This window comes from Kitasatospora sp. NPDC004669 (genome assembly GCF_040609455.1).
Classification (GTDB): domain Bacteria; phylum Actinomycetota; class Actinomycetes; order Streptomycetales; family Streptomycetaceae; genus Kitasatospora.
The window spans coordinates 176,436-198,759 of record NZ_JBEXKB010000009.1 but is presented as its reverse complement, the minus strand read 5'-3'; the positions used below and the strand labels follow the sequence as shown (position 1 = coordinate 198,759).

The following is a 22,324-nucleotide window of genomic DNA, read 5'->3' as shown; positions in this document are numbered from 1 at the left end:
GAGCTGGTCGAGCGCACCGGCAAGCGCCGGGTGGGCCTGTTCGGCCTGTCCTTCAGCCGGGTGAGAGCCGCAGCCCGGTCGGCGACCGAGGACGCCTCGCCCCGGGCGGCCGCCACCCTGGCGGTCAGCTCCCGCTGCTCGGCGTCCAGCGCCTGCAGTCGGTCGGTGAGGACGGCGGCGCGCTCCTTGGCCTCGTGCAGCTCGTCCAGGCGGCGGGCGCGGTCCTGCGCCAGCCGGCCGATCTCCCGCTCGACCCGGCCGAGCGTCTCCGCCTCGTGCAGTGCCTCGCGGTGCTCGCACTCCAGCCCGGCCAGGGACTGCGCGAGCACGTCCGTACCGTCCGGCCCGGCCGCCCCGGCGGCGGTCGCCTCGCGCACCCGCAGCGCGGTCAGAGCCTGGTCGGCCGCCGTCCAGGCCTGCTCGGCGGCGGCCTGGGCCCGCCGGGACCGCTCCTCGTCCTCGGCGCTCACCCGGCTGCCGGCGGCGGCCTCGGCGGGCGCCGGATGCTCGGGCGAACCGCAGACCCGGCAGGCCTCGCCCACCTGCAGCTGCTCGGCCAGCTCGGCGGCCATCCCGGCCAGCCGGCGGTCCCGCAGGTCCAGGCTGTGCTCGCGGGCGTCCAACGCGGCGGTGCGCAGCGCGACGACCCGCGGCTCGGCGTCCGTGATCTCGGCCCGCAGGGCGTCGCGCTCCCGGGCAGCGACCAGTCGGCCGGCCAACTCGGTGCGCTGACCGTCCAGTTGCTCGACCCGGGCGCTCGCCGCCTGGGCCCGGGACTGCCGCTCCTCCAACCGGCCCAGCTCGCCGTCGAATTCGGCCAGCCAGTCCTCGGCCTCCTCGGCCAGCTCCTCGACGGCGCTCCGCTCCTGCGCCAAGGCGCGCTGCTCACGGGCGAGTTCGGCGCAGCGCCGCTCCTCCGCCCGGGCCGCCTCCAGCCGGACCACCTCGGCCCGCAGCCGCAGCTCGGCCTCGGCCAACTCGGCGGGGCCCGCCTCGGCGTCGGCCCCGGTTCCGCCTTCGGCGAGCCTGCGGCCCTCGGGGCCGGAGCGGGCCAGCGCCTCCCGGCGCCGCTGCTCCGCCTCCCGCGCGCGCCCGAGCGCCTCGGCCGCGTTGTCCCGCAGCCGCAGCGCTGACTCCACCCCGACGGCCTCCTGCGCGGCCGCCAGCCGCTGCCGGTCCCGCGCCGCGGCGGGTTCGAACCCGGCCAGCCGTTCGGCCTCGACCAGTGCCTCCCGGTGTCGACGCTGCCGCCCGGCCAACTCCTCGGCGGCCTCCCGGCTGTGCTGGGCCAGCCGCTGCGCAGCCTCCGCGCCCGCGAGCGCGGCCTCGGCGACGGTGAACTGCTCGGCCGCGCCGCTGCGCAGCACCGCCGCCCAGCCGAGCACCCCGGCGGTCAGGTCGGCGTCGCCGTCCTCGGCCGGCACCCAGCCCTCGGCGGGCTCGGCGTCGGGCCCGGCCGCCTGCTCGGCCTTGCTGGCGAGGTCGCGCAGGCGGCGCCGACCGGCCTGGACGGCGGCCTCCTGGGCGCGCCGCTGATCGGCGAGCCAGGACTCGACCTGCCCGTACCGCTCGGTGTCGAACAGCCGTCGCAGCAGCTTGCCGCGCTCCTCCGAGTCGGCCTTGAGGAAGTGGGCGAAGTCACCCTGCGGCAGCAGCACCACCTGGCAGAACTGCTCCCGGCTTATGCCGATCAGCCGGTGGATCTCCTCCCCGGCCTCCTGGTGCGACTTGCTGAGCGGCCGCCAGCCGGGCGTGCCGTCGCCCCCGTCGGCCGTCCACTCGCGCAGCAGGGTCTGCGGCCGTTCGACCGTGGTGCCGGCGCCGACCTTCTTCGGCCGGCGCTGCTCGGGCAGCCGGGTGATCTGCAGCCGCCGCCCGCCGAGCGTCAGCTCCAGCTGCACCTGGGTCAGCTGTTTCGGGTCGGCGTGGTCGCTGCGCAGCCGGTTGGCCCGGCGGGCGTTCGGCGTCTCTCCGTAGAAGGCGAAGCAGACCGCGTCCAGCACGCTGCTCTTGCCCGCGCCGGTCGCACCGCGCAGCAGGAACAGCCCGCCGGCGGCGAGCGCGTCGAAGTCCACCGTCTCGCTGCCCGCGAACGGGCCGAAGGCGGTGACGGTGAGCCTGTGCAGCCTCATCGGGGCAGGTCCGCCTTCCGGTCGGTGGTCTGCCGGACGCGCTCGAAGCCCTCACGCAGCCAGCCGAGCTCGTCCGGCTCCGGCTCGGCGCCGGGGCGGACGTGCCGCAGGAAGCCCTCGGCGATCTCCAGGTCGTCCCGGCCGCTGACCCTGGCCGCGTACGACTCGGACGGCCCGGCCTCGCTCTCCTCGGGGTCGAACAGCAGCTGGAGGGTGTGCGGGAAGCGGCGGCGCAGCTTCTCCATCGGCTCGCTCGGGCGGGCCGCGTCGGTGAGCGTGGCCTGCACCCAGGACCGCTCGTGCTCGGTGTACCCCTCGTCGGTGAGGAGCGCGTCGAGCGTGTCGCGCAGGGTGGCGAGCGGGCGGGGCTGCGGGCAGTCGATCCGCTCGGCGGCCACCGAGCCGTCGGCCGCGAGGTCGACCAGCCACATGGTCTTGCGCTGGCGCACCTCGGAGAAGGAGTAGGCGAGCGGCGAGCCGCTGTAGCGCAGGTGCGGGGCGAGGGTCTGGCAGCCGTGCAAGTGGCCGAGCGCGGCGTAGTGCACCCCGTCGAACACCGAGGCCGGCACGGAGGCGACCCCGCCGACCGCGATGTCCCGCTCGCTGTCGCTCGGCGTGCCGCCGGTGACGAAGGCGTGGGCCAGCGCCACGGCCCTGGTCCCCTCCGGGCGCGCCGCCAGATCGGCCCGGACCTGGTCCATCGCCGCGCCGAGCACCGCCGCGTGCCCGCCCTTGGCCAGCCCGAACCGCTCGCGCACCAGCGTCGGCTCCAGGTACGGCAGCCCGTACACCGCCACCGGCCCGTGCTCGTCCGCCAGCAGTACGGGCTCGGCGCACTCGCCCGGATCGGTCCGCAGATGGATCCCGGCACGCCCGATCAGCCCGGCGCCGACCCCGAGGCGGCGGGCCGAGTCGTGGTTCCCGCTGATGAACACCGTCGGCACCCCGAGGTCCGCCAGCCGGTGCAGCACGTCGTCGAACAGCGCGACCGCCTCCAGGCCCGGCAGCGCCCGGTCGTACACATCCCCGGCGACCAGCACGGCGTCCACGCCCTCGGACCGGACCACTGCCACCAGGTGGTCCAGGAAGTCGCGCTGGGCGTCGTGCAGGCTCTCCCGGTGGAACGAGCGCCCGAGATGCCAGTCGGAGGTATGCAGGAGTCGCATGGTCCCCGACCATAGCGCCCGGCACTGACAATCCCGCCGGGCTCAGGTGTCACGGGGGCCCTCGGCCACGGCCCGGCCCTGGAGGATGTCCGGGGTGTCGGTGAAGCCGTTGGCGCCGTGCTCGCGGTCCCCGGCCGAGGCGTGCGCCGGAGCGGCGGGTCCGCCGAGGACCGGTCCTGCCGTGCGCACCAGTGCCACCGCCGCTGCGCCGACGGACCTCCGCGCCTTGATCATCGAGCGCCCCCGGTCGGCGGTCGCTGATGCGACCTGCCATGACGGCGGTCCCGGGATCGGGTCGTTCGTGGTTGCAGGGGGGCGTGATCGATCGGCAATGGCCGAGCTTCCGACAGGAAGTCGACAGGACCGTTCGATGTGAGACCGCACACCCGGGCAGCCCTGGCCTTGTTCGATTACTCGGGGTCGATTGTCAGTGGCGCTGTGTATGTTCCGTGGCGTCGGCGACTCCGGGAGTCGGAGTGGCCGGTGCGGTCCGGCGCTGTCCGGTGCCGGCCGGTGCCGAGAGGGCGAGTGGGAGGAAACCCATGACTGTGCGGGAGTCGGTGTACGAGGTGTCGGGCACCGCGGTGGAGCGCGGCGGGCCGGCGCGGGGGCGGCGGGTTCTGGTGTTCGGCGGGCGGCGGCCCGGGGCCGGGGTCGGCGGGGTGCCGACCGGCGGTCCCGGTGGGTCGGCACCGCCGGGAGGTGCGCGGCCGCCGGGTGGGCGGGCCGGTGGGGCCGGGGCGCCCGGGCGGCGTGGCGGCCGGGCCCGGGGTGCGCCGCCACAGCCGGTGGCGGTCGCGCTGGCCGCGGAGGCCGCCGACTTCGCCGGGCTGGCGAAGTACGGGCTGTTCGGTGCGCTCGGGCACCAGGAGTACCTACGGCGGGCGGAGGAACAGCTGAGGGGGCTGTACGGGCAGGGGCTGGAGGTGCACCTGCGCGTCCTGGAGGCGGGTGACTTCGAGGACTACTGCGCGGCGCTCGGGCTCGACCCCCGGACGTCCGCCGCGCGGGTCGCGTACGCGGGCGATCCGGAGCTGGCCGGGGAGCCGTTCGTCTACGCGGGGGAGCGGTTGGCGGAGCTGCTGCCGGTGCTGATGGACGACCACCGGGCGCGGGTGCGGATGTCCGTCGCCTGCGCGGCGCTGCTGGACGCGGTCGGCGACGACCAGGCGGAGCAGTGGCGGATGGCGGCGGTGATGCGGTACGTGACCTCGGTCTACCTGGCGCTGGCCGAAGGCGCGGGGGAGGGCTGCCACCTGCTGACGCTGCGCTGCCACGGTCCGGAGGACGGCGAGGAGCTCACCTCGGCGGTGGACGTCTGCGTGGAAGCGGGGCGCCTGCACCCCGCCGGACGGGACACGGAGGCCTTCTGCGTCACGCTCGCGGCGGGCGTGGCCTCGGGCGGCGAGGGGGCGCTGCTGCTGCACGGCGATCCGTCGAACGGGCCGCCGGTCGACTCGTCGGCTGACGCTCCGGGTGGGTCGGCGGCCGACCGGCCGTCCGGGCCGCTGGTGCGTGGCTGGGCCCTCGCCGGTGGGCGGCTGCGGCCGATGACCGCCCACGAGGTGTTCGACGAGCTGGCCGACGACGCGGCGCGGGGGCTGCCTTTCCCGCCCGGGGTGGTCCCGCGGCCGGGGTTCCCGCTGCCGGGCTTTCCCGGGTCCGGGGGCGGCGGCGGGCCGTTGGGGTGATCAGCGCGTTCGCGGTGTCCGCATCCACCATGCGGCGCTGGGGACTGTTCATCGACCGCCTGTTCGGGGAAGATCGGAGAAGATCAACAGCAGGAGCGCCCGGTACCCCACGCCGCCGCTCCGGCCGCTCCGCTCCGAACCGTGCTCCGTAGGTCCGGCGAGCCCGACACCGAGAGGGGGGACGCACGGCATGGGCCGGATCGAGTTCACGGCGGAGGTCGCCGAGCTGCTCGGGAAGGTGCGGCGGCGTCCTTCGGCGGGCTGGCCGTGGCGGCCGGGCGAGCAGGTGCCGGACGGGTTGCCGGTGAAGCAGTCGTGGGGCTGGCTGTTCGCCCCGGACGGGCGGGTGCTGACCCTGGTGAACCCGCGGGACGGGATCTGTTCGCTGCCCGGCGGCTCGCTGGAGCCGGAGGACGACGGGGACCCGGCCGCGGCCCTGGCCCGGGAGGCGGGCGAGGAGGCCCAGGCAGTGATCGGCCGGCCGTACTACCTCGGCTACCTCTACGACCGGGTGGGTTCGGCGAACGGCGGGCACGAGTGCGCACGGGTCCGGATGGCGGCGGCGCTGCGGGCGGTAGGTCCGAGCGTGGCCGACCCCGCCTCGGGCCGGCACTACCGGCGGCTGCTGGTCGCGCCGGGGCTCGCGGTCGAGCTGCTGGGCTGGGGCGCGCCCGGGCTGCGCCAGGCCCGGACGGCGGTCGCCACGGCCGTCCAGTGGCTCGGGGTGCCGGCCGCCGCGAACGAGACGATCGAGGAGCTGCCGGTCGAGGGCTGCACGGTCTCCGCCGGGTCGGTGTACGCCGGGCGCGGCTGATCGGCAGGAGGCTGACCGGTCCCCGGGCGGGCGGCTGATCCGAGCCTTCGGGCGCGGAACCGGCCCCGGCCCTCGGGTTGGGAGCTGAACCAGCCCTTCGGGTGGAGCGCCGAACTGACGCAGTGGCAGCCGTACGCTGACCGGCTGCTGACGCCGAGCTGACTTCCCCCGATTTTCTCATCCACACGCGATGACCGACGCGCGCCGACGCACACCGGCGCCCACCAGCGTGAACTCACGCTCCCTCTTGGGCGGTTCACTTCAGCGCTATCAGACTGACCGTCAATGTCCTTGGCATGAGCGCTTCCGCGGTTGGCTACCGCCTGGTATCCCTTCCTGTGACCCACGTCATACCAGGAGGTGCCATGCTCCGCCCTGCTCGTGCTCTGTCCGTTGCCGCGATAGCGGCTCTCCTCTCCATGACGACGCTCTTCGCCGCGTCATCGGCCAACGCGGCCGGCGTGAACTATGCCGCCCTCGGGGACTCCTACTCCGCCGGTGTCGGCGCCGGCGGCTACCTGGGCGACAGTGGTGGCTGCAAGCGCAGCACCAATGCCTACGCGTACCTGTGGAAGAACGCGCACAAGCCGTCCTCCTTCAGCTTCGTGGCCTGCTCCGGTGCGAGAACCGGCGACGTGCTCAACAGTCAGATCTCCGCCCTGAGCTCCGGCACCACGCTGGTCAGCCTCACGATCGGCGGCAACGACGCGGGCTTCGCCGACACCATGAAGACCTGCGTGCTGGGCTCCGACAGCGACTGCCTGAATGCCGTGAACACGGCCAAGGGATACGCCCTCAACACCCTGCCCGGCCAGCTGGACCGGGTGTACTCCGCGATCCACGCCAAGGCGCCGAACGCCCACGTCGTGGTGATGGGCTACCCGCACCTGTACAAGGTGGGCGGCTCCTGCATCTTCGGCATCGGAGACACCAAGCGCGCCGCCATCAACGGCGCCGCCGACACCTTGGACGGCGTCATCGCCAAGCGGGTCGCCAACGCGGGCTTCACCTTCGGTGACGTCCGGAGCGTCTTCACCGACCACGAGATCTGCGGCTCGCTGAGCACCTGGCTGCACAGCACCACCCTGCCGATCGACGAGAGCTACCACCCGAACTCGGCCGGCCAGGCCAGCGGCTACCTCCCGGTCTTCAGCCGCTCCTGAGACCGCAGCGCGGTGACGCTCAGCCAAGTAGGCCGTGTTTTCGGGGAGTTCATTTTCACATCACAGAACTGCCCGTCAATGTCCTTGGCATGAGCGTTTCCGTGGCCGGCTACTGCCCGGTACCCATCCTATGACCCACGTCATACCAGGAGGCGCAATGCTCCGCCCTGCTCGTGCTCTGTCCGTCGCTGCGACAGCCGCTCTCCTCACGCTGACGACGCTCTTCACGGCGTCCTCCGCCAACGCGGCCGGTGTCAACTACGTGGCGCTCGGGGACTCCTACTCGGCCGGCGTCGGTGCCGGCAGCTACCTGAGCGACAGCGGTGGCTGCAAGCGCAGCACCAACGCCTACGCCTACCTCTGGACGAACGCGAACGCGCCGTCCTCCTTCTCCTTCGTCGCCTGTTCGGGTGCGAGAACCGGTGACATCCTCAACAACCAGATCTCGGCCCTGGACTCCGGCACCACGCTGGTGAGCCTCACGATCGGCGGCAACGACGCCGGGTTCTCCAGCACCATGCAGACCTGTGTGCTGGGGAGCGACAGCGACTGCCTCGACGCCGTCGGCACCGCCGAGAACTACGCCCTCAACACCCTGCCCGGCCAGCTGGACCAGGTGTACTCCGCGATCCACGCCAAGGCGCCGAACGCCCACGTCGTGGTGATGGGCTACCCGCACCTGTACCAGATCGACGGCTCCTGCATCTTCGGCATCAGTGACACCAAGCGCGCCGCCATCAACGAGGCCGCGGACACGTTGGACGGCGTCATCGCCAAGCGGGTCGCCAACGCGGGCTTCACCTTCGGTGACGTGCGCGACATCTTCTCCGGGCACGAGATCTGCGGGTCTCTGGACACCTGGCTGCACGGCACCACTCTGCCGATCGACGAGAGCTACCACCCGAACTCGGACGGCCAGGCCAACGGCTACCTGCCGGTCTTCAGCCAGTCCTGAGGCCCCGGCTCCAGGGCGCCGTCAGGTGCGTGACGCAACACCGGTGCCGCCGTCCCCTCCCGCAGCTCGGGAGGGGACGGCGGCACCGCCGTTCAGCCGCCGTTCAGCCGCCGGACGGGGCGGGCCGGACCGGCGGGAAGGGGATTCCGGTGAGGGCCGGCAGCAGTTCGGCCTCCTCGTAGTCGAGGTGCGCCTCCAACTCGGCCGACATCCGGTCCAGTTCGGCCCGGAGCCGCTCGGGTTCGGCGACCGCGAGCCCGGCCAGCAACGTCACCAACTCCTGCTTGATCCGCCCGATCGCCCGGTGCTGCTCGTCGAGCCGCTCCAGCACCCCGGCCAGCTCCGGGTGGCTGCGGGCGAGCGCCGGGAAGATCGCGGCATCCTCGCCGGTGTGGTGGTGCGTCAGCCCCTGGCAGAACGCCAGGCAGTGCTGTCGCAGCTGCAGACCGAGCCCGGCCGGACGGTCGGGGGAGTGGGCCCGCGCCTCCTGTCGGATGTGACGCAGCTGCGCGCGCAACCAGGTGTGCGCCTCCAACAGCTTGTCGGCGAGGCTGTTCGCCTCGCGGGGCGCGTCGGCCGGTGCCTCTGGCCGCTCCAGAACGACCACCGGCAACTCCCGCTCGGTGTGCGCCTGGTAGTCGCCGTACCCGGGTGCCTTCCGGACGACGGTGGCGAACAGCCGCTCCCGGCGGGTGCCTTCGGCGGGTACGGCGATCGCCTCGAAGGCCTCGGTGCCGAGCTCGACCCGGACCACCGGGTGGGCCAGCAGGTTGCGGTACCACTGAGGGTGCTCCGGTGTCCCGGCCGCCGAGGCGACCACCAGCACCAGGCCCTCGGCCCGGATGTACCCGAGCGGGACGGTGTGCGGGCGCCCGGTGCGGGCCCCTGTGGTGGTCAGCAGGAGCAGATCGCCGCCCTCGAACGGGCCGCCGACCCGGCCGCCGTTGGCGCGGAACTCGTCGATGACATTCAGATTGAAGGAATTGACGGACGTGGAGGATGAATTGGGCATATGTGTGTGGTGAAGTCTCCGGAGAATTCGGGGAAGTCGCGGCCACACGCGGTGTCGGCGAAAACGGGCGGACACCGCGGTGACCGCCAAGGTCAGATCAGGGCAGCGGAGAAAGTACTCATCGCGCATCGTCCCCTTGTGAACAGGGTGCTGGCTCGGCTGCCGACCGGCCCACTGCTCTGTGGCCGACGCCGCGCCGCACGCCCCCATTAGAGCCGCGCCGCGGACGCCCTGTCAACGAGCGAGATCACCGGCCGGAGGAGCGGATGACGGCGAACGGATGACGGCGCAGGTGGTCCACCAGCCCCGCCGGCTTGAGTCCGGCGGCGTCGGCGGCGGCGAGGGCGCGCGGCAGGTCGGTACCCGCTGCGTCATAAGGGACAAGGCGGTTCGTCAGAGACGCTGTGCTCAGCCACAGTTCAGGAGGGGTACAACTCCTCGATGTCCTCGGCGTAGTACTCCGCGATCGCCGTCCGCCGTAGCTTGAGCGAGGGCGTCAGCAGCCCCTGCTCCTGGCTGAACTCCCGTGGCAGCAGCCGGAACACGCGGATCGACTCGGCCCGTGAAACGGCTGTGTTCGCCGCCGCCACCGCGCGCTGGATCTCGATGTGCAGCTGATCGTCCGCGAGCACTGCCCACGGGTCCAGCTGCGCCCGCCCGTGGGTCTTCAACCAGTGCGCCAGCGCGGCCGGGTCGAGCGTGATCAGTGCGGCCACGTACGGGCGGTCGTCGCCCACCACCAGGCACTGGGAGACCAGCGGATGCGCCTCGACCCGCTCCTCCAGCGCCACCGGGGCGAGGTTCTTGCCGCTGCTGGTGACGATCAGGTCCTTCTTGCGGCCGGTGATGGTGAGGTAGCCGTCCTTGTCCAGCCGGCCCAGGTCGCCGGTGGCGAACCAGCCGTCGACCAGTGATTCCGCCGTGCACCGCGGGTGGTTGAGGTAGCCGCCGAAGACCGAGTCGCCGCGCACCCACACCTCGCCGTCGTCGGCGATCGCCACCGACGCGCCCGGCACGGGCTGCCCGACCGTGCCGAGCTTCTGCCGTCCGGCCGGGTTGGCGGTGATCGCGGCGGTGGTCTCGGTCAGCCCGTAGCCCTCGTACAACTGGAGCCCGGCGCCGGTGAAGAACAGGCCCAACTCGCGTCGCAGCGAGGATCCGCCGCACATCACGCTGCGCACCCGGCCGCCGAGCACGGCGCGCAGCTTGGGGTAGACGGTCCGCTCGTAGGCGAGGTGGCGCAGCCGCAGTGCCGCGCCCGGGCTGGGGCCGCGACCGAAGGTCTTCTGCTCCCGGGCGGCTGCCCACTCGACCGCCACCTGCCGGGCCTGCTCGAAGAGTTCGCCGCGTCCGGCCTCCTCGGCGGCGCGCCTGGCCTGCTGGAAGATCTTCTCGAAGACGTACGGCACGGCGTGCAGGAAGGTGGGCCGGAAGGTCTCCAGTGCGGGTAGTAGCGCGTCGGTGGAGACCTCGGGGATGTGGCCGATCCGGAAGCCGCCGCGGATCGCCGCGATCTGCACGGCCCGCCCGTAGACGTGCGCGAGCGGCAGGAACAGCAGGGTGGCGGGCTGGCCGCCGCCGGTGTCGCGGAAGACCCCGCCCCAGCCGTCGAGCAGCGCGTCGGCCTCGGCGGCCAGGTTGCCGTGGGTGATCAGGCAGCCCTTGGGACGGCCGGTGGTGCCCGAGGTGTAGACGACGGTGGCGATGTTGGCGGCCGCGACGCCGAGCCGCTGGCGGTGCACCAGCGCGTCGGGCACGTCCCGGCCGTCCTCGGTGATCGCGGCGACGCAGCCGCGGTCCAGCTGCCAGATGCCGGTCAGGTCGGGTAGGGCGTCGCAGACCGCGCCGACGGTCATCGCCGCGTCCTCGTCCTCGACCAGGCAGGCCACCGCCTGGGTCTCGGCGAGGATCCAGCGCACCTGCTCGGGTGCGGCGGTGGGGTAGACCGGGACGGTGATCGCGCCGATCGACCAGAGCGCGTAGTCGAACAGCGTCCACTCGTAGCGGGTGCGGGACATCAGGGCGACCCGGTCGCCGTAGCGCACGCCGTGGGTCAGCAGGCCCTTGGCGAGGGCGAGCACCTGGTCGCGGAACTCGCGGGCGGTGACGTCCTGCCACCGTTCGTCGCCGGTCCGCCAGGACAGCTGGACCAGCTCGGGAGTGCGTTCGGCGGTGTCGTACAGGGAGTCGGCGAGTCCTCCGGTGGCCTCGCGCCCGGGCGGGGCGGGGGTGGTGAACTCGCGCACAGTCCTCCCCAGTTCGCGTCTCGCGGCGCTGTCCGCCGGTCCCGGCGGACGGGCGTCGGAGTGGCGCCGCCCGGTCGCGCGGGTGGAGCGAAACTATCGGATCGTCCTGTCACTGCCCAGGGTTGTGACGGTGAACCGACGAGATCGGCACGGGGCCGCTCGGATGGTGTCGCGATTGGGGAGGCGCGGGGGAGGAGTCGAGGAGTTGGTGCGTGCACCGCGTGACCTGGGCATTTGGGGTGCAGGTGGACGATCCGGGCGTGATCCGGGTCGGCTGCGGCCATCGGGCGGGGGCGAAGCGGCCGTGATTGCGGGCGGTTCCTGACGTGTCCTGGGCAAGGTGAGGGGGTGGAGTGGTTCGACCCTCGAACGTGTGGTCACGGCGTAGTAGAGTCTCGCAGACCTGAGGCCGGGAGCCCTCCGCAGCTTCCTTCCCATATCTCCGCAAAGTCCGTCCGAGCCGTCCTTCCCGCACCCGCCGAGCCCGCCCGAGTCCGTCGAACCCTCCGCACGCCTCTCACCGCTTCCCCGCTCCCCGTCCGCGCCTGGCACTTCCCGACCGAGGACTCCATGCGTCTGCGCAGCAGCTCGATCCGCGCGAAGATCATCGCGCTGCTCCTGGTGCCCATCGTCGCGCTCGCCGCCCTGTGGGTGTATGCGACGCTCGCCACCACCGGGGACGTCTGGAACCAGTTGGCGATCAGTCGTGCGTACAAGGAGTACGGCGCCGCGGTCGACCAGTACGCCGTCGACCTGCAGGGCGAGCGGCGGGCCGCGGTCCAGCGCCTGGCCGACCCGAACTCGCCGGTCGCCCGGGACGCCTTCGAGCACGCGAAGACCGCCACCGACCGCAGTCTCGCCGCGCTGCGGCAGCGCAAGGACAGTGCGGGCGGTGAGCTCTCCGCCGCTCAGCGGGCCCGCCTGGTGCAGATCCTCGCCGCCGCCGACCAGATCACCCCGCTGCGCGCCCAGGTCGGCCGGCTCGCGCTCAACTGGGAGTTCGCGCTCGGGCAGTACAGCGACCTGGTCCGGCCGGTGTTCGGCTTCCGGTCCGCCTACGTGGCCCGGCAGAGCGGCCAACTCCCGCGGCAGGGAACCATCCTGATCGAGCTGGTGCGCGCCCGCGAGTACCTCTCGCAGGAGGACGCGGCCATGGAGGGCCTGCGCACCGACGCCACCAAGCCCACCGCCGAGCAGTACCAGGTCGCGCTGGACGCCCTGCACAATCAGCAGGCGCTGTTCACCGTCTACATCGCCGAACTCGAACCCGCCGACCAGGCCGACTACATCGCCCTGCGCGGCGGCGAGGCCTGGGGCGCGCTGGCCCGGGCCGAGGCGGACTTCGTCGGCGCCGGTGGCCCGGACCGGGTCGTGCAGGCACTCAACGGCGACAACTGGCGGGAGACCGCCGACCGTTCGCTCGGCGACCTCTCCTCGATCAACTCCCGGATCGCCGCCGGACTGGACGAGCGCGGGCGGTCCACCGCGATCGCGGCGCTCTGGAGCGGCGGCATCGCCGGTGCGGTCGGCCTGGTCGCCGTCGTCCTGACCATCCTGATCTCCTTCCGGATCGGTCGGGGCCTGGCCCGCGAGCTGATCGGCCTGCGCAACGCGGCCAACGAGCTGGCCACCACCCGGCTGCCCTCCGTCATGCTGCGACTGCGTCGCGGCGAGCCGGTCGACGTGGCTGTCGAGGCGCCCGAACTGCACTTCGGCCAGGCCGAGATCGGGCAGGTCGGCCAGGCCATCAACGCGGTCCAGCGGACCGCCGTCGAGGCCGCCGTGGAACAGGCCGAGCTGCGGCGCGGCGTCTCGGCGGTGTTCGTCAACCTGGCCCGGCGCAGCCAGGTGCTGCTGCACCGGCAGCTCACCCTGCTCGACACCATGGAGCGCCGCACCGAGGACCCGGCGGAGCTGGCGGACCTCTTCAAGGTCGACCACCTCACCACCCGTATGCGCCGGCACGCCGAGGGCCTGATCATCCTGGCCGGCGGTTCGCCCGGGCGCGCCTGGCGCAAACCGGTCCGGATGGTGGATGTGGTCCGCGCGGCGGTCGGCGAGGTCGAGGACTACGCCCGGGTGGCCGTCCGGCCGTTCCCCGGCACCGGCCTGCTCGGCAGCGCGGTCGCCGACGTGACTCACCTGGTCGCCGAACTCGTCGAGAACGCCGCGGTGTTCTCCCCGCCGAGCACCCAAGTCACCGTCCAGGGCGAGGTGGTGGCGCACGGCTTCGCGCTGGAGATCGACGACCGCGGCCTCGGGCTGAGCGAGCAACTGCTCGCCGAGATCAACGAACGCCTCGCCGTGGAGCAGGAGTTCGACCTCGCCGACACCGACCGGTTGGGACTGTTCGTGGTCAGTCGGCTCGCCCGGCGGCACGGTATCCGGGTCCACCTGCGGCCCTCCCCGTACGGGGGGACCGCGGCGGTGGTGCTGATCCCGCGCGAGCTGCTGGCGGAGGCGCCGGACGGGCTGCCGGAGCCGCCGGCCTCCGGGGCCGCGGGCGCTTCGGGCGCTGCGTCCGGCCGTCCCGCGAAGCGGGCGACGGCGGGGCGGCGCGGGCAGCGCGACCTGGTCGCGGTGCCGGACACGGCCTCGGTGCCGGCCTCGGTCTCGGCATCCGCGTCCGCCGCGACGTCCTCGGCGGGTACGGGCGGCCGCCACCGGGTGGCCGGTGGGCCGCGCCCGTCCGCGCCCGAGGCGGGGCGTACGGCCAACGGGCTGCCGCGCCGGGCGGCGCGGACCAAGGGCGGACCGGTACTGGTGTCCGCACCCGCGCCGGACGTCGAGGGCACTTCGGGAACGGGACGGCACCGGCGGGACGAGGCGGCTGCTGACACGCCGGTGGACGCCGCGCCCGTGACGGTTGCTTCCGTGGACGCCGCGCCGGTGGGCTCCGCGCCTTCGGACGCCGTGCCGGTGGACGCCGCGCTCCGGACCCCGGGCGGTCTGCCCCGGCGGGTCCGGCAGGCGAACCTCGCGCCGCAGCTCAGGGAGCAGGCGAAGGAGCGGCTCCGGGGTGAGAAGGGGCCCGAGGACCGCGCCGCCCGGGAGGCCGGGTCGGCGGGCGAGCCGGGTGAGGTCCGGGAGCTCCGGGAAGCCCGGGAGCGCTCGCCCGAGGAGGCCCGGGCCACCTTCGCCTCGTTCCAGCGCGGCTTCACCCGCGGGCGCGGGGCCACCGGTCCGACCGACCGTGCCGCCCGGGACCGCGCCACCCAGAGCCACACTGCCGCCGACCGCATCCTGCAGGATCGTTCCGGCACGTCAGACGCCCGGCCCGCGGCCGTGCCCGCCTGGCAGCCGCCGGACCTGTCCCGGCGGGCGATCAGCCCGGCTCCCGCCCCGGCGGCGCTGCCCGCGCCCGCCCCCGAGGACGCCGGTCGGGCCCCGCTCGCCCGCCGGGTCCCGGCCCGGCAGCCGGTTCGGCGGAACCCGGCGTCGGTCCCGCCCGTACGACCAGTGACACTTGCAGCACCCGAAGCAGCTGAAGCACCCGCAGTACCGGCATCACCCGCATCACCTGCACCACCCGCCCCAGCGGAAGGAACTGATTCATGACCACTTCGACGCAGCCGTCCGGCGACCTCAACTGGCTCCTGGACGACCTGGTGGGACGCGTCGCGGCCCTGCGGCACGCGGTGATCCTCTCCAGCGACGGGCTGGCCACCGGTGCCTCCCGCGACCTCGACCGGGAGGACGCCGAGCACCTCGCCGCCGTCGCGGCCGGGTTCCACAGCCTGGCCAAGGGCACCGGCGGGCACTTCAAGGTCGGCGGGGTCCGGCAGACCATGGTCGAGCTGGACGAGGCCTTCCTGTTCATCACGGCCGCCGGCGACGGCAGCTGCCTGGCCGTGCTGAGCGAGGCCGAGGCGGACATCGGCCAGATCGCCTACGAGATGGCCCTGCTGGTCAAGCGGGTCGGCGAGCACATGGCCGCCGAGCCGCGCACCGAAACCGCCGTGCCGAGGAGCTGAGCGGTCCGATGGCGGATCCGAAGGCGGACGTGCCGGAGCGTCCGGAGGCGCTCGACGGCCCCCAGGTGCCGGTGGACTCGGCGGAGGCCACCGGCGAGGAGCAGGCCATCGGTGAGGAGCAGGCCACGGGCGAGGAGCAGGCGACCACGGACGAGCCCGAGGTCGACCTGTTCCAGCCGCGCACCCCGGTCGACGACCGCTGGTTCGACGACGAGGCCGGCCCGGTGGTGCGGCTCTACTCGATGACCCGGGGCCGCACCCGGCCGGTCGAGGAGGGCCTGTTCGACCTGATCTCGCTGGTCACCGCCAAGGACCCCGGGCCGGACGCGGGGGCTGTGCCCGCGCACGTCCTCGACCCGGAGCACCAGACCCTGCTGGCCTGGTGCCGCCACGAGCCGCTGTCCGTCGCCGAGCTCGGCTCCTACACCGACCTGCCGGTCAGCGTCGTGCGCGTCCTGCTCGGCGACCTCTACGACGCCGACCTGATCAGCGTCACCCGACCCGTTCCGCTCGCCGAGCTGCCGGACGAGCGCCTGCTGCGAGACGTGATCAATGGACTCCGTGCGCTCTGACCACACCCCTGCGAGCCCGTCTCCGCAGCGTCGCGGGAACGACAACGACCCGCGCTGGCGCGGCGGTCCGGCCACCGCGGTGAAGATCCTGGTCGCGGGCGGGTTCGGCGCGGGCAAGACCACCCTGGTCGGCGCGGTCAGCGAGATCCGGCCGCTGCGCACCGAGGAGGAGCTCAGCGAGCTGGGCCGCCCGGTGGACGACACCTCGGGCGTCGAGGCGAAGCGCACCACCACGGTGGCCATGGACTTCGGCCGGATCGACCTGCGGCCCGGCCTCGCGCTCTACCTGTTCGGCACCCCCGGGCAGGACCGGTTCTGGTTCGTCTGGGACGAGTTGGCGCGCGGCGCGCTCGGCGCCGTGGTGATCGCGGACACCCGGCGACTGGCCGACTGCTTCCCCTCGGTCGACTTCTTCGAGCAGCGCGGCATCCCGTTCGTGGTCGCGGTCAACTGCTTCGAGGGCACCGAGCGGTTCGTCCCGGAGGAGGTCCGGGACGCGCTCGACCTCGACCCGGGGATCCCGGTGCTGCTGTGCGACGCGCGGCTGCGGGAGGACGGGAAGGAACTCCTGGTCGCCCTGGTCGAGCACGCTGCCGCCCTCCGCCACCGGGCCCCCGCCCGGGCCTGACATCCGCGCCTGACGGCCCGCCGGATACCGCGGGTCAGGGCCCTTCGCCCGCCCGGTGTCTCATTCGGCCGTCCACATCCCGGACGTTCGGTGCGCTGAAGGTTGCCTAGACCGGGCCGGGCGTGGAAGGCTCTGTGGACGAAGGCCGCCCCGGCCATGCCGTCGGGAGGGCCGGAAACGTCCCGTTCGCACGGGTGTTGCCGACCGGTGACGGGCCTTCGACGATCCGACGCGGCACCGTCGGCGCGCACCGACAGCGGTGCGTCGTCACGCAGAACGAAGGGGGAGGGGACCAGGGATGACCGTCAGCCAGCGATGCATCGCCGCCGCGCCCGGCCCCGCCATGCCGGTGCTCACTGTCCGCCGCTACATCGACCACGCGCTGATCTGCAGCGCCTGTTGTCGCTGACGGCCTCACCCCGCCCCGGTACGTCCTTCGGCAGTTCCGGCCCACCCGGCCGTCGCCGCCCGACGCACCGCCGACCCCCGTCGACCAGGCCGTAGCGGACCGCCCTCCCGGTGTGCCCGCGGCCGACCAACCGGCCCCGCCTCGCGGAGAAACCACACGTGGACATCGTCTGCCCCAGCCCTGCCCCCGGTGTCGCCGGCCGTACCCGTCCGACCGGGCCGGTTCCCGCGATGTGCGCGGGTCCGCGGACCGGGCGGTGGAACGGGCGCGCGCGCCGCGCCACGGACAGCCGACAGGGTCGGCTCGACCTCGAGCCGTTCTGGCCGTCCCGACAGCCGCACCTGTTCGATCAGACGTGTCCGGGCTCGCCCAGCGCGTCCCGGCTCTCCGCCCGCTGACACCGGTTCGGTCCGGTCCGGCAACGGCAGTACGCCCGGTCGACGCGCAGACGAGTCCACCCCGTCCGTCACGCGCGAAATGAGCGGCACATCATGTCTTCCTCCTCCATCGCCACCCTGCCCCTGCCCACCGCGGCCCCGCACCTGCGCGCGGTCCGCTTGGTTCCCTCCGTCTCCTCCGTTCCGTCCGTCGCCGCTGTCCCCTCGGTCGCCCCGGCCGCCAGGCCACAGCCCGGGGCGGTCGTCCCACCGGTGCCGGCCTCGCTGCTGGCCGCACTGCCGGAGGGGGCGACCGTCGTCGCCGCCCTGCCGCAGGGGCTGGTCGCCCAGTACGGCCCGCAGGCCGGTGGTGCGGCGGGCCACCCGATGGTCGGGTACCTGGTGCTGGTGCCGGCCGAGAGTCCGGCGGCTCCGCCCTCGGGGGCCGTCGGTCCCGCCGTCTCAGGTGGCGTCTCAGCTGCCGGACGCCCGGTCCGCCCGGCCGGTCGCGGGATCACCGTCGACACCGAGCGGCGAAACGCCTACGTCGACGGGCGGCTGCTCGACCTCACCTACCTGGAGTTCGAGCTGCTGGCCCACCTCACCGAGCACCCGCAGCGGGTGCACACCCGGGACCACCTGGTCTCGGCGGTCTGGGGCTACGGCCACGTCGGGGACGGGCGCACCGTCGACGTGCACGTCGCCCGGCTGCGCCGCAAGCTGGGGGCCGCCTACCGGGACACGATCGTGACGGTCCGTCGGGTCGGCTACAAGTACACCCCGGCCGGCTGACCGGAGCCGCCGTCGATGACGTGACGACGGGCGGATCGCAGCTGACGGTCGACGGCTGGCAGATCTCGAAATCTGTCAGCCGTCGACTGTTCGTCGTCAGGCGTCGACTGGCCGTCAGGCATCGGCGGCCAGTCGCCAGTTGAAAGTCGGAAGTCGCCCGACGTCCGGTTCAGCGGCTCAGCCGGTCGATCTCCGCCAGCTCATCCGCCGTCAGCGGTCCGCCCGCCAGCGCGTCGAGGTTCTGGTCCAGCTGGGCCACGCTGCTCGCCCCGATGATCACCGAGACCACTCGCGGGTCCCGCAGCACCCAGCACAGCGCCAGCTGCGCCAGCGTCTGCCCGCGCCCCTCGGCGACCTTGTCCAGCGCCCGCAGCCGCTCCAGCTTGGTCCCGGTCAGCGCCTCCTCGGTCAGGAACTTCCCGACCGACATCCGCGAACCGGCCGGCACCTCGCCGGAGAGGTAGCGGTCCGTCAACAGCCCCTGGGCGAGCGGGGAGTAGGCGATCAGGCTGGTCTGGGTGTCGCCCACGGCGTCCAGCACACCACCCTCCTCCACGTACCGGTTGAGGATCGAGTACGCCGACTGGTTCATCAGCACCGGCGTCCCCAGCTCGCGCAGGATCGCCACCGCCTCCCGGTGCTGCTCCGCCGGGTAGTTGGAGATCGCCGCGTACAGTGCCTTGCCCGAGCGGACCGCGCTGTCCAGTGCCCCCATCGTCTCCTCGATCGGGGTGTCCGGGTCGTAGCGGTGCGAGTAGTAGACGTCGACGTAGTCCAGCCCCATCCGCCCCAGCGACTGGTCCAGGCTGGCCAGCAGGTACTTGCGGCTGCCGCCGTCGCCGTATGGGCCGGGCCACATGTCCCAGCCGGCCTTGGTCGCGATGAACATCTCGTCGCGGTACGGCCGGAAGTCCTGAGCGAACAGGTAGCCGAAGTTGCGCTCCGCGCTGCCGTACGGCGGGCCGTAGTTGTTCGCCAGGTCGAAGTGCGTGACGCCCCGGTCGAACGCCCGGCGCAGCACGGCCCGCTGCACCTCCAGCGGTTGGGCGTCACCGAAGTTGTGCCAGAGTCCGAGCGAGACGGCGGGCAGCTGAACGCCGCTGCGGCCGGCCTTCCGGTAGGTCATCGAGGCATAGCGGTCATCCGAGGCGAGGTAGCTCATGCCGGACATCTTGCCAGCCGTCAGTGGCGGATCAAGCCCTTGGCCCGCCCCGCCGTGAACTGCGTTCCGCCGTGCCGACCTTGGGTGACGGGAGCCGGACCGGCCCGACCGAACCGCCGCGCGCGCCCGCCTGTCCGCGCAGCGCGCCGCACACCCCTCGCCCGGCGTCACTCCAGCCACCGTGCGTGACGTGACGCGCGCCACCGGCCGCGGCGGAATGCCCCTCGGTGGCACGGGGGATGACGAACGGTCGAGGGGCCGTGGCCGCCGGGGGGCGGCGCACGGCCCTCAATCATTCCGGCGGCCTGAGCCTTCGAACGGGAAACCCCTGGCGCTCTGTACATACTGGTATGTACAGTGATCCGCATGAGCACTCAGGACCGCCTCATCGAGAGCACCCAGGCCCTCCTCTGGGAGCGCGGTTACGTCGGCACCAGCCCCAAGGCCATCCAGCAGCGCTCCGGGGTCGGCCAGGGCAGCATGTACCACCACTTCACCGGCAAGCCCGACCTCGCTGCCGCCGCCCTGCGCCGCAGCGCCGAGCAGATGCGCGGCATCGCCGAGGCCGACCTCGCCGCCCCCGGCACGGCCTACGACCGCATCGCCGCCTACCTGCACCGCGACCGTGAGGTGCTGCGCGGCTGCCGGATCGGCCGGATGGCCCAGGACCCGGACGTCGTCGCCGACCCGCAGCTACGCGCCCCGGTCGAGGAGACCTTCGACTGGCTGCGCGGCCGGATCGCCGACCTGGTCGCCGAGGGCCAGGCGAACGGCGAGTTCACCCCGGGCCTGAACCCGGCGGACACCGCCGCCGCCGTGGTCGCGGTCGTCCAGGGCGGTTACGTACTGGCCCGCGCCTCGAACAGCGCCGAGCCCTTCGAAACGGCCGTCCGCGGCGCCCTCGGTCTGCTCGCCGCCCACCGCCGGGCCTGAACCGGACGGCCACGACGGACTGAAGCCCGAACGGCCCGAAGTTCGCCCGAATACCAGGACGAGGAGTCCCGCCGTGCACGCCATGCAGTACGAGATCACCCTCCCCGCCGACTACGACATGGGCATCATCCGCAAACGCGTCGCCGACAAGGGCCATCTGCTCGACGCCTACCCGGGCCTCGGCCTCAAGGCCTACCTGGTCCGCGAGCGCGGCCAGGACGGCTCGCCGGTCAACCAGTACGCGCCGTTCTACCTCTGGCACACCGCCGAGGGCATGAACAGCTTCCTCTGGGGCCCGGGCTTCCGCGGCCTGAGCAACGACTTCGGCCGCCCCGCGGTTCGGCACTGGCTCGGCGCCGGACTCGCCGAGGGCTCCCGGACCGAGGCCCCGACCAGCGCCACCCGCGCGACCGTACGGCTCCCGGAGACCGCCGACCCCGCCGAGGCCGTCGAGCGGGCACTCGCCGAACTCCCCACGAACCCCGCCCTGCACACCGCCGCCGTTGCCGTGGACCCGAGCCGCTGGGAGCTGCTGCGGTTCGCCCTCTGGCGCGGCCCGGCCCCCGAGGACGAGCCCGGCACCCGCTACCAGGTACTGCACCTGTCCCGCCCCGAACTCGACCGGCTGCCGTCCGGCCGCCACTGGTGAGAGGACCCACCACCGCGATGCCCACCACCACCGTGCCCGCGACCGCGATGCCGACGACCGCGATGCCGACGACCGCGATGACCGCCCCCCAGGCCCCCGCCATGACCCCCGCCGACCTCACGCCCGCCACGCTCGACCGCGAAGCCGGCTACGCCCTGCTCGCCGACCTGGCCGGCCCGGTCGCCGCCGCGACCCTCGGCGGTCTGGACGGCCTCGCCCCCGGCTTCCCCGACTGGGTCGTCACCAGCCTCTTCGGCGGTACCTACCAGCGCCCCGGCCTCGCCCTGCGCGACCGCCAGATCGCCAACCTGGCCGCGCTCACCGCCCTCGGCGGGGTCGAACCCCAGCTCGCCGACCACGTGCGCAACAGCCTGCGGATCGGGATGACGAGGGAGGAGATCACCGAGGTCCTGGTCCACCTCGCCCCCTACGTCGGCGTCCCCAAGACCCTGGCCGGCCTCCGCGTCGCCACCGCCACCTTCGCGGCCGCCGACGACCAGGCCGAGGCCCAAGCCGCAGCCGAAGCCCAGGTCCAAGCCGAAGCCCGTGCCGAAGCCCGATCCGACGCCCCGGCCGAGGCCCGCGCATGACCACCACGCCCACCGCCGCCCGCACGGTACGGACCGTCCTGGGCGACCTCGCCCCCGCCGAGCTGGGCGTCACCGACTCCCACGACCACCTCTTCATCCGCAGCCCCCGCTTCCCCGGCCAGGAGCTGGACGACCCGGCCGCCGCCGAGGACGTCCTGCGCGCCTACGCCGCCGCCGGCGGCCGCACCCTCGTCCAGTGGACCCCGTGGGGCCTGGGCCGCGGCGCGGACTCCCTCGCCGAGTTGTCCCGCACGACCGGCGTCCACGTCGTCGCCGCCACCGGCGCGCACCAGACGGCCCACTACGCCCCCGGCCGCTTCCCGACCCTCGGCGACCAGGTGTCCGAACGCCCCGCCCCGTACGCCGACCTCGCCGAGCGCTTCGTCACCGAGCTCACCGCCGGACTCCCGGGCGCGCCCGAGGGCGTCCGCGCCGGCCTGATCAAGATCGCCGACGACGCGGGCCCCAGCACCCGGCACACCCGCTGGACGACGGCCGCGGCCGCCGAGGCGCACCACGCCACCGGTGCCCCGATCGCCGTCCACCTGGAACCCGACGGCGACCCGTACGGCGTCCTGCGCCGGCTCCACGGCCGGCACGGAGTCCGCCCCGACCGGATCATCCTCGGCCACCTCACCCGCTTCACCGACCGGACCCTGCACCGCGGCCTCGCCGCCGAGGGCGTCTTCCTCGCCCTGGACAGCCCCTCCCGGATCGGTCACCCCGCCGACCTCCAGGCCTTCGACGTGATCACCGACCTGGTCGAGGCGGGCCACGCCGACCGGCTGCTGCTCGGTGCCGACACCACCACCGGCACGGCCCGCGAGGTCGGCGGCCCTGTCCGGCTGCTCACCGACCTCGCCCCGCGGCTGGCCCGCAGCCACGGGCCCGAGCTGCCCGAGCGGCTGCTGATCGCCAACCCGGCCGCCGCCCTGGCCGTCGACTGGCGCACCCCCTGAGCGCGCCCCCGCCGCGTTCGTTCCTGTGGCCGAGTGCGCCCGCCGGGGTTTGAATCCGAGTAGCCCCTGCCGGAACACGCCCCAGAGAGGCGGCCCGACG

Annotated in this window: 19 protein-coding genes; 13 read left to right on the top strand and 6 right to left on the bottom strand. The window is 73.7% G+C overall.

Annotated features, from left to right (window positions below; translation table 11 throughout):
• The 3 genes from ABZW30_RS10825 to ABZW30_RS10815 all read right to left on the bottom strand — a co-directional run.
• A partial coding sequence (locus tag ABZW30_RS10825) for an AAA family ATPase (RefSeq protein WP_355670707.1) occupies window positions 1–2,132 on the bottom strand: 2,132 nt, incomplete at its 3' end.
• The gene (locus ABZW30_RS10820; RefSeq protein WP_355670706.1) at window positions 2,129–3,298 is read right to left on the bottom strand and encodes an exonuclease SbcCD subunit D; all 1,170 of its coding nucleotides are present in this window, start codon (window positions 3,296–3,298) and stop codon (window positions 2,129–2,131) included. The genes ABZW30_RS10825 and ABZW30_RS10820, both read right to left, overlap by 4 nt.
• 42 nt (window positions 3,299–3,340) lie before the next feature.
• Window positions 3,341–3,532 (bottom strand): hypothetical protein, encoded by a 192-nt coding sequence (locus tag ABZW30_RS10815; protein WP_355670705.1) that lies wholly within the window; start codon window positions 3,530–3,532, stop codon window positions 3,341–3,343.
• Between the two features lie 308 nt (window positions 3,533–3,840).
• Between ABZW30_RS10815 and ABZW30_RS10810 the strand changes: the two genes are divergently transcribed.
• The 4 genes from ABZW30_RS10810 (at window position 3,841) to ABZW30_RS10795 (ending at window position 7,921) form a co-directional block, all read left to right on the top strand.
• Window positions 3,841–4,989: a hypothetical protein gene (locus ABZW30_RS10810; protein ID WP_355670704.1), complete on the top strand. Its 1,149-nt coding sequence runs from the start codon at window positions 3,841–3,843 to the stop codon at window positions 4,987–4,989.
• A 190-nt stretch (window positions 4,990–5,179) separates the two neighbouring features.
• Window positions 5,180–5,803 (top strand): NUDIX hydrolase, encoded by a 624-nt coding sequence (locus ABZW30_RS10805; protein ID WP_355670703.1) that lies wholly within the window; start codon window positions 5,180–5,182, stop codon window positions 5,801–5,803.
• A gap of 419 nt (window positions 5,804–6,222) precedes the next feature.
• Complete coding sequence (locus tag ABZW30_RS10800; protein ID WP_355670724.1) at window positions 6,223–6,966, top strand: SGNH/GDSL hydrolase family protein; 744 nt, start codon at window positions 6,223–6,225, stop codon at window positions 6,964–6,966.
• Window positions 6,967–7,123: 157 nt separating this feature from the next.
• Complete coding sequence (locus tag ABZW30_RS10795) at window positions 7,124–7,921, top strand: SGNH/GDSL hydrolase family protein (protein WP_355670702.1); 798 nt, start codon at window positions 7,124–7,126, stop codon at window positions 7,919–7,921.
• Window positions 7,922–8,024: 103 nt separating this feature from the next.
• Here ABZW30_RS10795 and ABZW30_RS10790 read toward each other — a convergent pair whose 3' ends face one another.
• A complete protein-coding gene (locus tag ABZW30_RS10790) occupies window positions 8,025–8,933 on the bottom strand; it encodes a nitroreductase/quinone reductase family protein (RefSeq protein ID WP_355670701.1) in 909 nt (302 codons plus the stop codon).
• A gap of 419 nt (window positions 8,934–9,352) precedes the next feature.
• The gene (locus ABZW30_RS10785) at window positions 9,353–11,179 is read right to left on the bottom strand and encodes an AMP-dependent synthetase/ligase (protein ID WP_355670700.1); all 1,827 of its coding nucleotides are present in this window, start codon (window positions 11,177–11,179) and stop codon (window positions 9,353–9,355) included.
• A 570-nt stretch (window positions 11,180–11,749) separates the two neighbouring features.
• On the opposite strand from ABZW30_RS10785, the gene ABZW30_RS10780 reads away from it, so the two are divergent.
• The 5 genes from ABZW30_RS10780 (at window position 11,750) to ABZW30_RS10760 (ending at window position 17,931) form a co-directional block, all read left to right on the top strand.
• Entirely contained in the window at window positions 11,750–14,737 is a 2,988-nt protein-coding gene (locus ABZW30_RS10780) for a nitrate- and nitrite sensing domain-containing protein (protein WP_355670699.1), read from the top strand.
• Window positions 14,734–15,153, top strand: coding sequence for a roadblock/LC7 domain-containing protein (locus ABZW30_RS10775; RefSeq protein ID WP_355670698.1), 420 nt, complete (start codon window positions 14,734–14,736; stop codon window positions 15,151–15,153). Before ABZW30_RS10780 ends, ABZW30_RS10775 begins: the two co-directional genes overlap by 4 nt.
• A gap of 8 nt (window positions 15,154–15,161) precedes the next feature.
• Complete coding sequence (locus ABZW30_RS10770) at window positions 15,162–15,725, top strand: DUF742 domain-containing protein (RefSeq protein ID WP_355670697.1); 564 nt, start codon at window positions 15,162–15,164, stop codon at window positions 15,723–15,725.
• A complete protein-coding gene (locus tag ABZW30_RS10765; protein WP_355670696.1) occupies window positions 15,706–16,353 on the top strand; it encodes an ATP/GTP-binding protein in 648 nt (215 codons plus the stop codon). Before ABZW30_RS10770 ends, ABZW30_RS10765 begins: the two co-directional genes overlap by 20 nt.
• 900 nt (window positions 16,354–17,253) lie before the next feature.
• A complete protein-coding gene (locus ABZW30_RS10760; protein WP_355670695.1) occupies window positions 17,254–17,931 on the top strand; it encodes a winged helix-turn-helix domain-containing protein in 678 nt (225 codons plus the stop codon).
• A 169-nt stretch (window positions 17,932–18,100) separates the two neighbouring features.
• On the opposite strand, the gene ABZW30_RS10755 is transcribed toward ABZW30_RS10760, so the two are convergent.
• Entirely contained in the window at window positions 18,101–19,093 is a 993-nt protein-coding gene (locus ABZW30_RS10755) for an aldo/keto reductase (protein WP_355670694.1), read from the bottom strand.
• Between the two features lie 366 nt (window positions 19,094–19,459).
• Between ABZW30_RS10755 and ABZW30_RS10750 the strand changes: the two genes are divergently transcribed.
• The 4 genes from ABZW30_RS10750 to ABZW30_RS10735 all read left to right on the top strand — a co-directional run bounded on the left by ABZW30_RS10750 (window position 19,460) and on the right by ABZW30_RS10735 (window position 22,224).
• On the top strand, window positions 19,460–20,026 hold the full coding sequence (locus ABZW30_RS10750) for a TetR/AcrR family transcriptional regulator (RefSeq protein ID WP_355670693.1): 567 nt from the start codon (window positions 19,460–19,462) through the stop codon (window positions 20,024–20,026).
• Between the two features lie 73 nt (window positions 20,027–20,099).
• Window positions 20,100–20,675: a DUF4865 family protein gene (locus ABZW30_RS10745; RefSeq protein WP_355670692.1), complete on the top strand. Its 576-nt coding sequence runs from the start codon at window positions 20,100–20,102 to the stop codon at window positions 20,673–20,675.
• Between the two features lie 17 nt (window positions 20,676–20,692).
• Window positions 20,693–21,265: a carboxymuconolactone decarboxylase family protein gene (locus tag ABZW30_RS10740; protein ID WP_355670691.1), complete on the top strand. Its 573-nt coding sequence runs from the start codon at window positions 20,693–20,695 to the stop codon at window positions 21,263–21,265.
• On the top strand, window positions 21,262–22,224 hold the full coding sequence (locus tag ABZW30_RS10735) for a phosphotriesterase (RefSeq protein WP_355670690.1): 963 nt from the start codon (window positions 21,262–21,264) through the stop codon (window positions 22,222–22,224). Before ABZW30_RS10740 ends, ABZW30_RS10735 begins: the two co-directional genes overlap by 4 nt.
• Window positions 22,225–22,324 lie beyond the last annotated feature (100 nt).

Coding starts and splice junctions, on each gene's coding strand:
- ABZW30_RS10795 (WP_355670702.1), top strand. CDS start 7,124: ATGCTCCGCCCTGCTCGTGCTCTGTCCGTCGCTGCGACAGCCGCTCTC.
- ABZW30_RS10800 (WP_355670724.1), top strand. CDS start 6,223: ATGACGACGCTCTTCGCCGCGTCATCGGCCAACGCGGCCGGCGTGAAC.
- ABZW30_RS10810 (WP_355670704.1), top strand. CDS start 3,841: ATGACTGTGCGGGAGTCGGTGTACGAGGTGTCGGGCACCGCGGTGGAG.
- ABZW30_RS10805 (WP_355670703.1), top strand. CDS start 5,180: ATGGGCCGGATCGAGTTCACGGCGGAGGTCGCCGAGCTGCTCGGGAAG.
- ABZW30_RS10780 (WP_355670699.1), top strand. CDS start 11,750: ATGCGTCTGCGCAGCAGCTCGATCCGCGCGAAGATCATCGCGCTGCTC.
- ABZW30_RS10760 (WP_355670695.1), top strand. CDS start 17,254: ATGTCTTCCTCCTCCATCGCCACCCTGCCCCTGCCCACCGCGGCCCCG.
- ABZW30_RS10820 (WP_355670706.1), bottom strand. CDS start 3,298: ATGCGACTCCTGCATACCTCCGACTGGCATCTCGGGCGCTCGTTCCAC.
- ABZW30_RS10775 (WP_355670698.1), top strand. CDS start 14,734: ATGACCACTTCGACGCAGCCGTCCGGCGACCTCAACTGGCTCCTGGAC.
- ABZW30_RS10790 (WP_355670701.1), bottom strand. CDS start 8,933: ATGCCCAATTCATCCTCCACGTCCGTCAATTCCTTCAATCTGAATGTC.
- ABZW30_RS10765 (WP_355670696.1), top strand. CDS start 15,706: ATGGACTCCGTGCGCTCTGACCACACCCCTGCGAGCCCGTCTCCGCAG.
- ABZW30_RS10815 (WP_355670705.1), bottom strand. CDS start 3,532: ATGATCAAGGCGCGGAGGTCCGTCGGCGCAGCGGCGGTGGCACTGGTG.
- ABZW30_RS10770 (WP_355670697.1), top strand. CDS start 15,162: ATGGCGGATCCGAAGGCGGACGTGCCGGAGCGTCCGGAGGCGCTCGAC.
- ABZW30_RS10750 (WP_355670693.1), top strand. CDS start 19,460: ATGAGCACTCAGGACCGCCTCATCGAGAGCACCCAGGCCCTCCTCTGG.
- ABZW30_RS10740 (WP_355670691.1), top strand. CDS start 20,693: ATGCCCACCACCACCGTGCCCGCGACCGCGATGCCGACGACCGCGATG.
- ABZW30_RS10735 (WP_355670690.1), top strand. CDS start 21,262: ATGACCACCACGCCCACCGCCGCCCGCACGGTACGGACCGTCCTGGGC.
- ABZW30_RS10755 (WP_355670694.1), bottom strand. CDS start 19,093: ATGAGCTACCTCGCCTCGGATGACCGCTATGCCTCGATGACCTACCGG.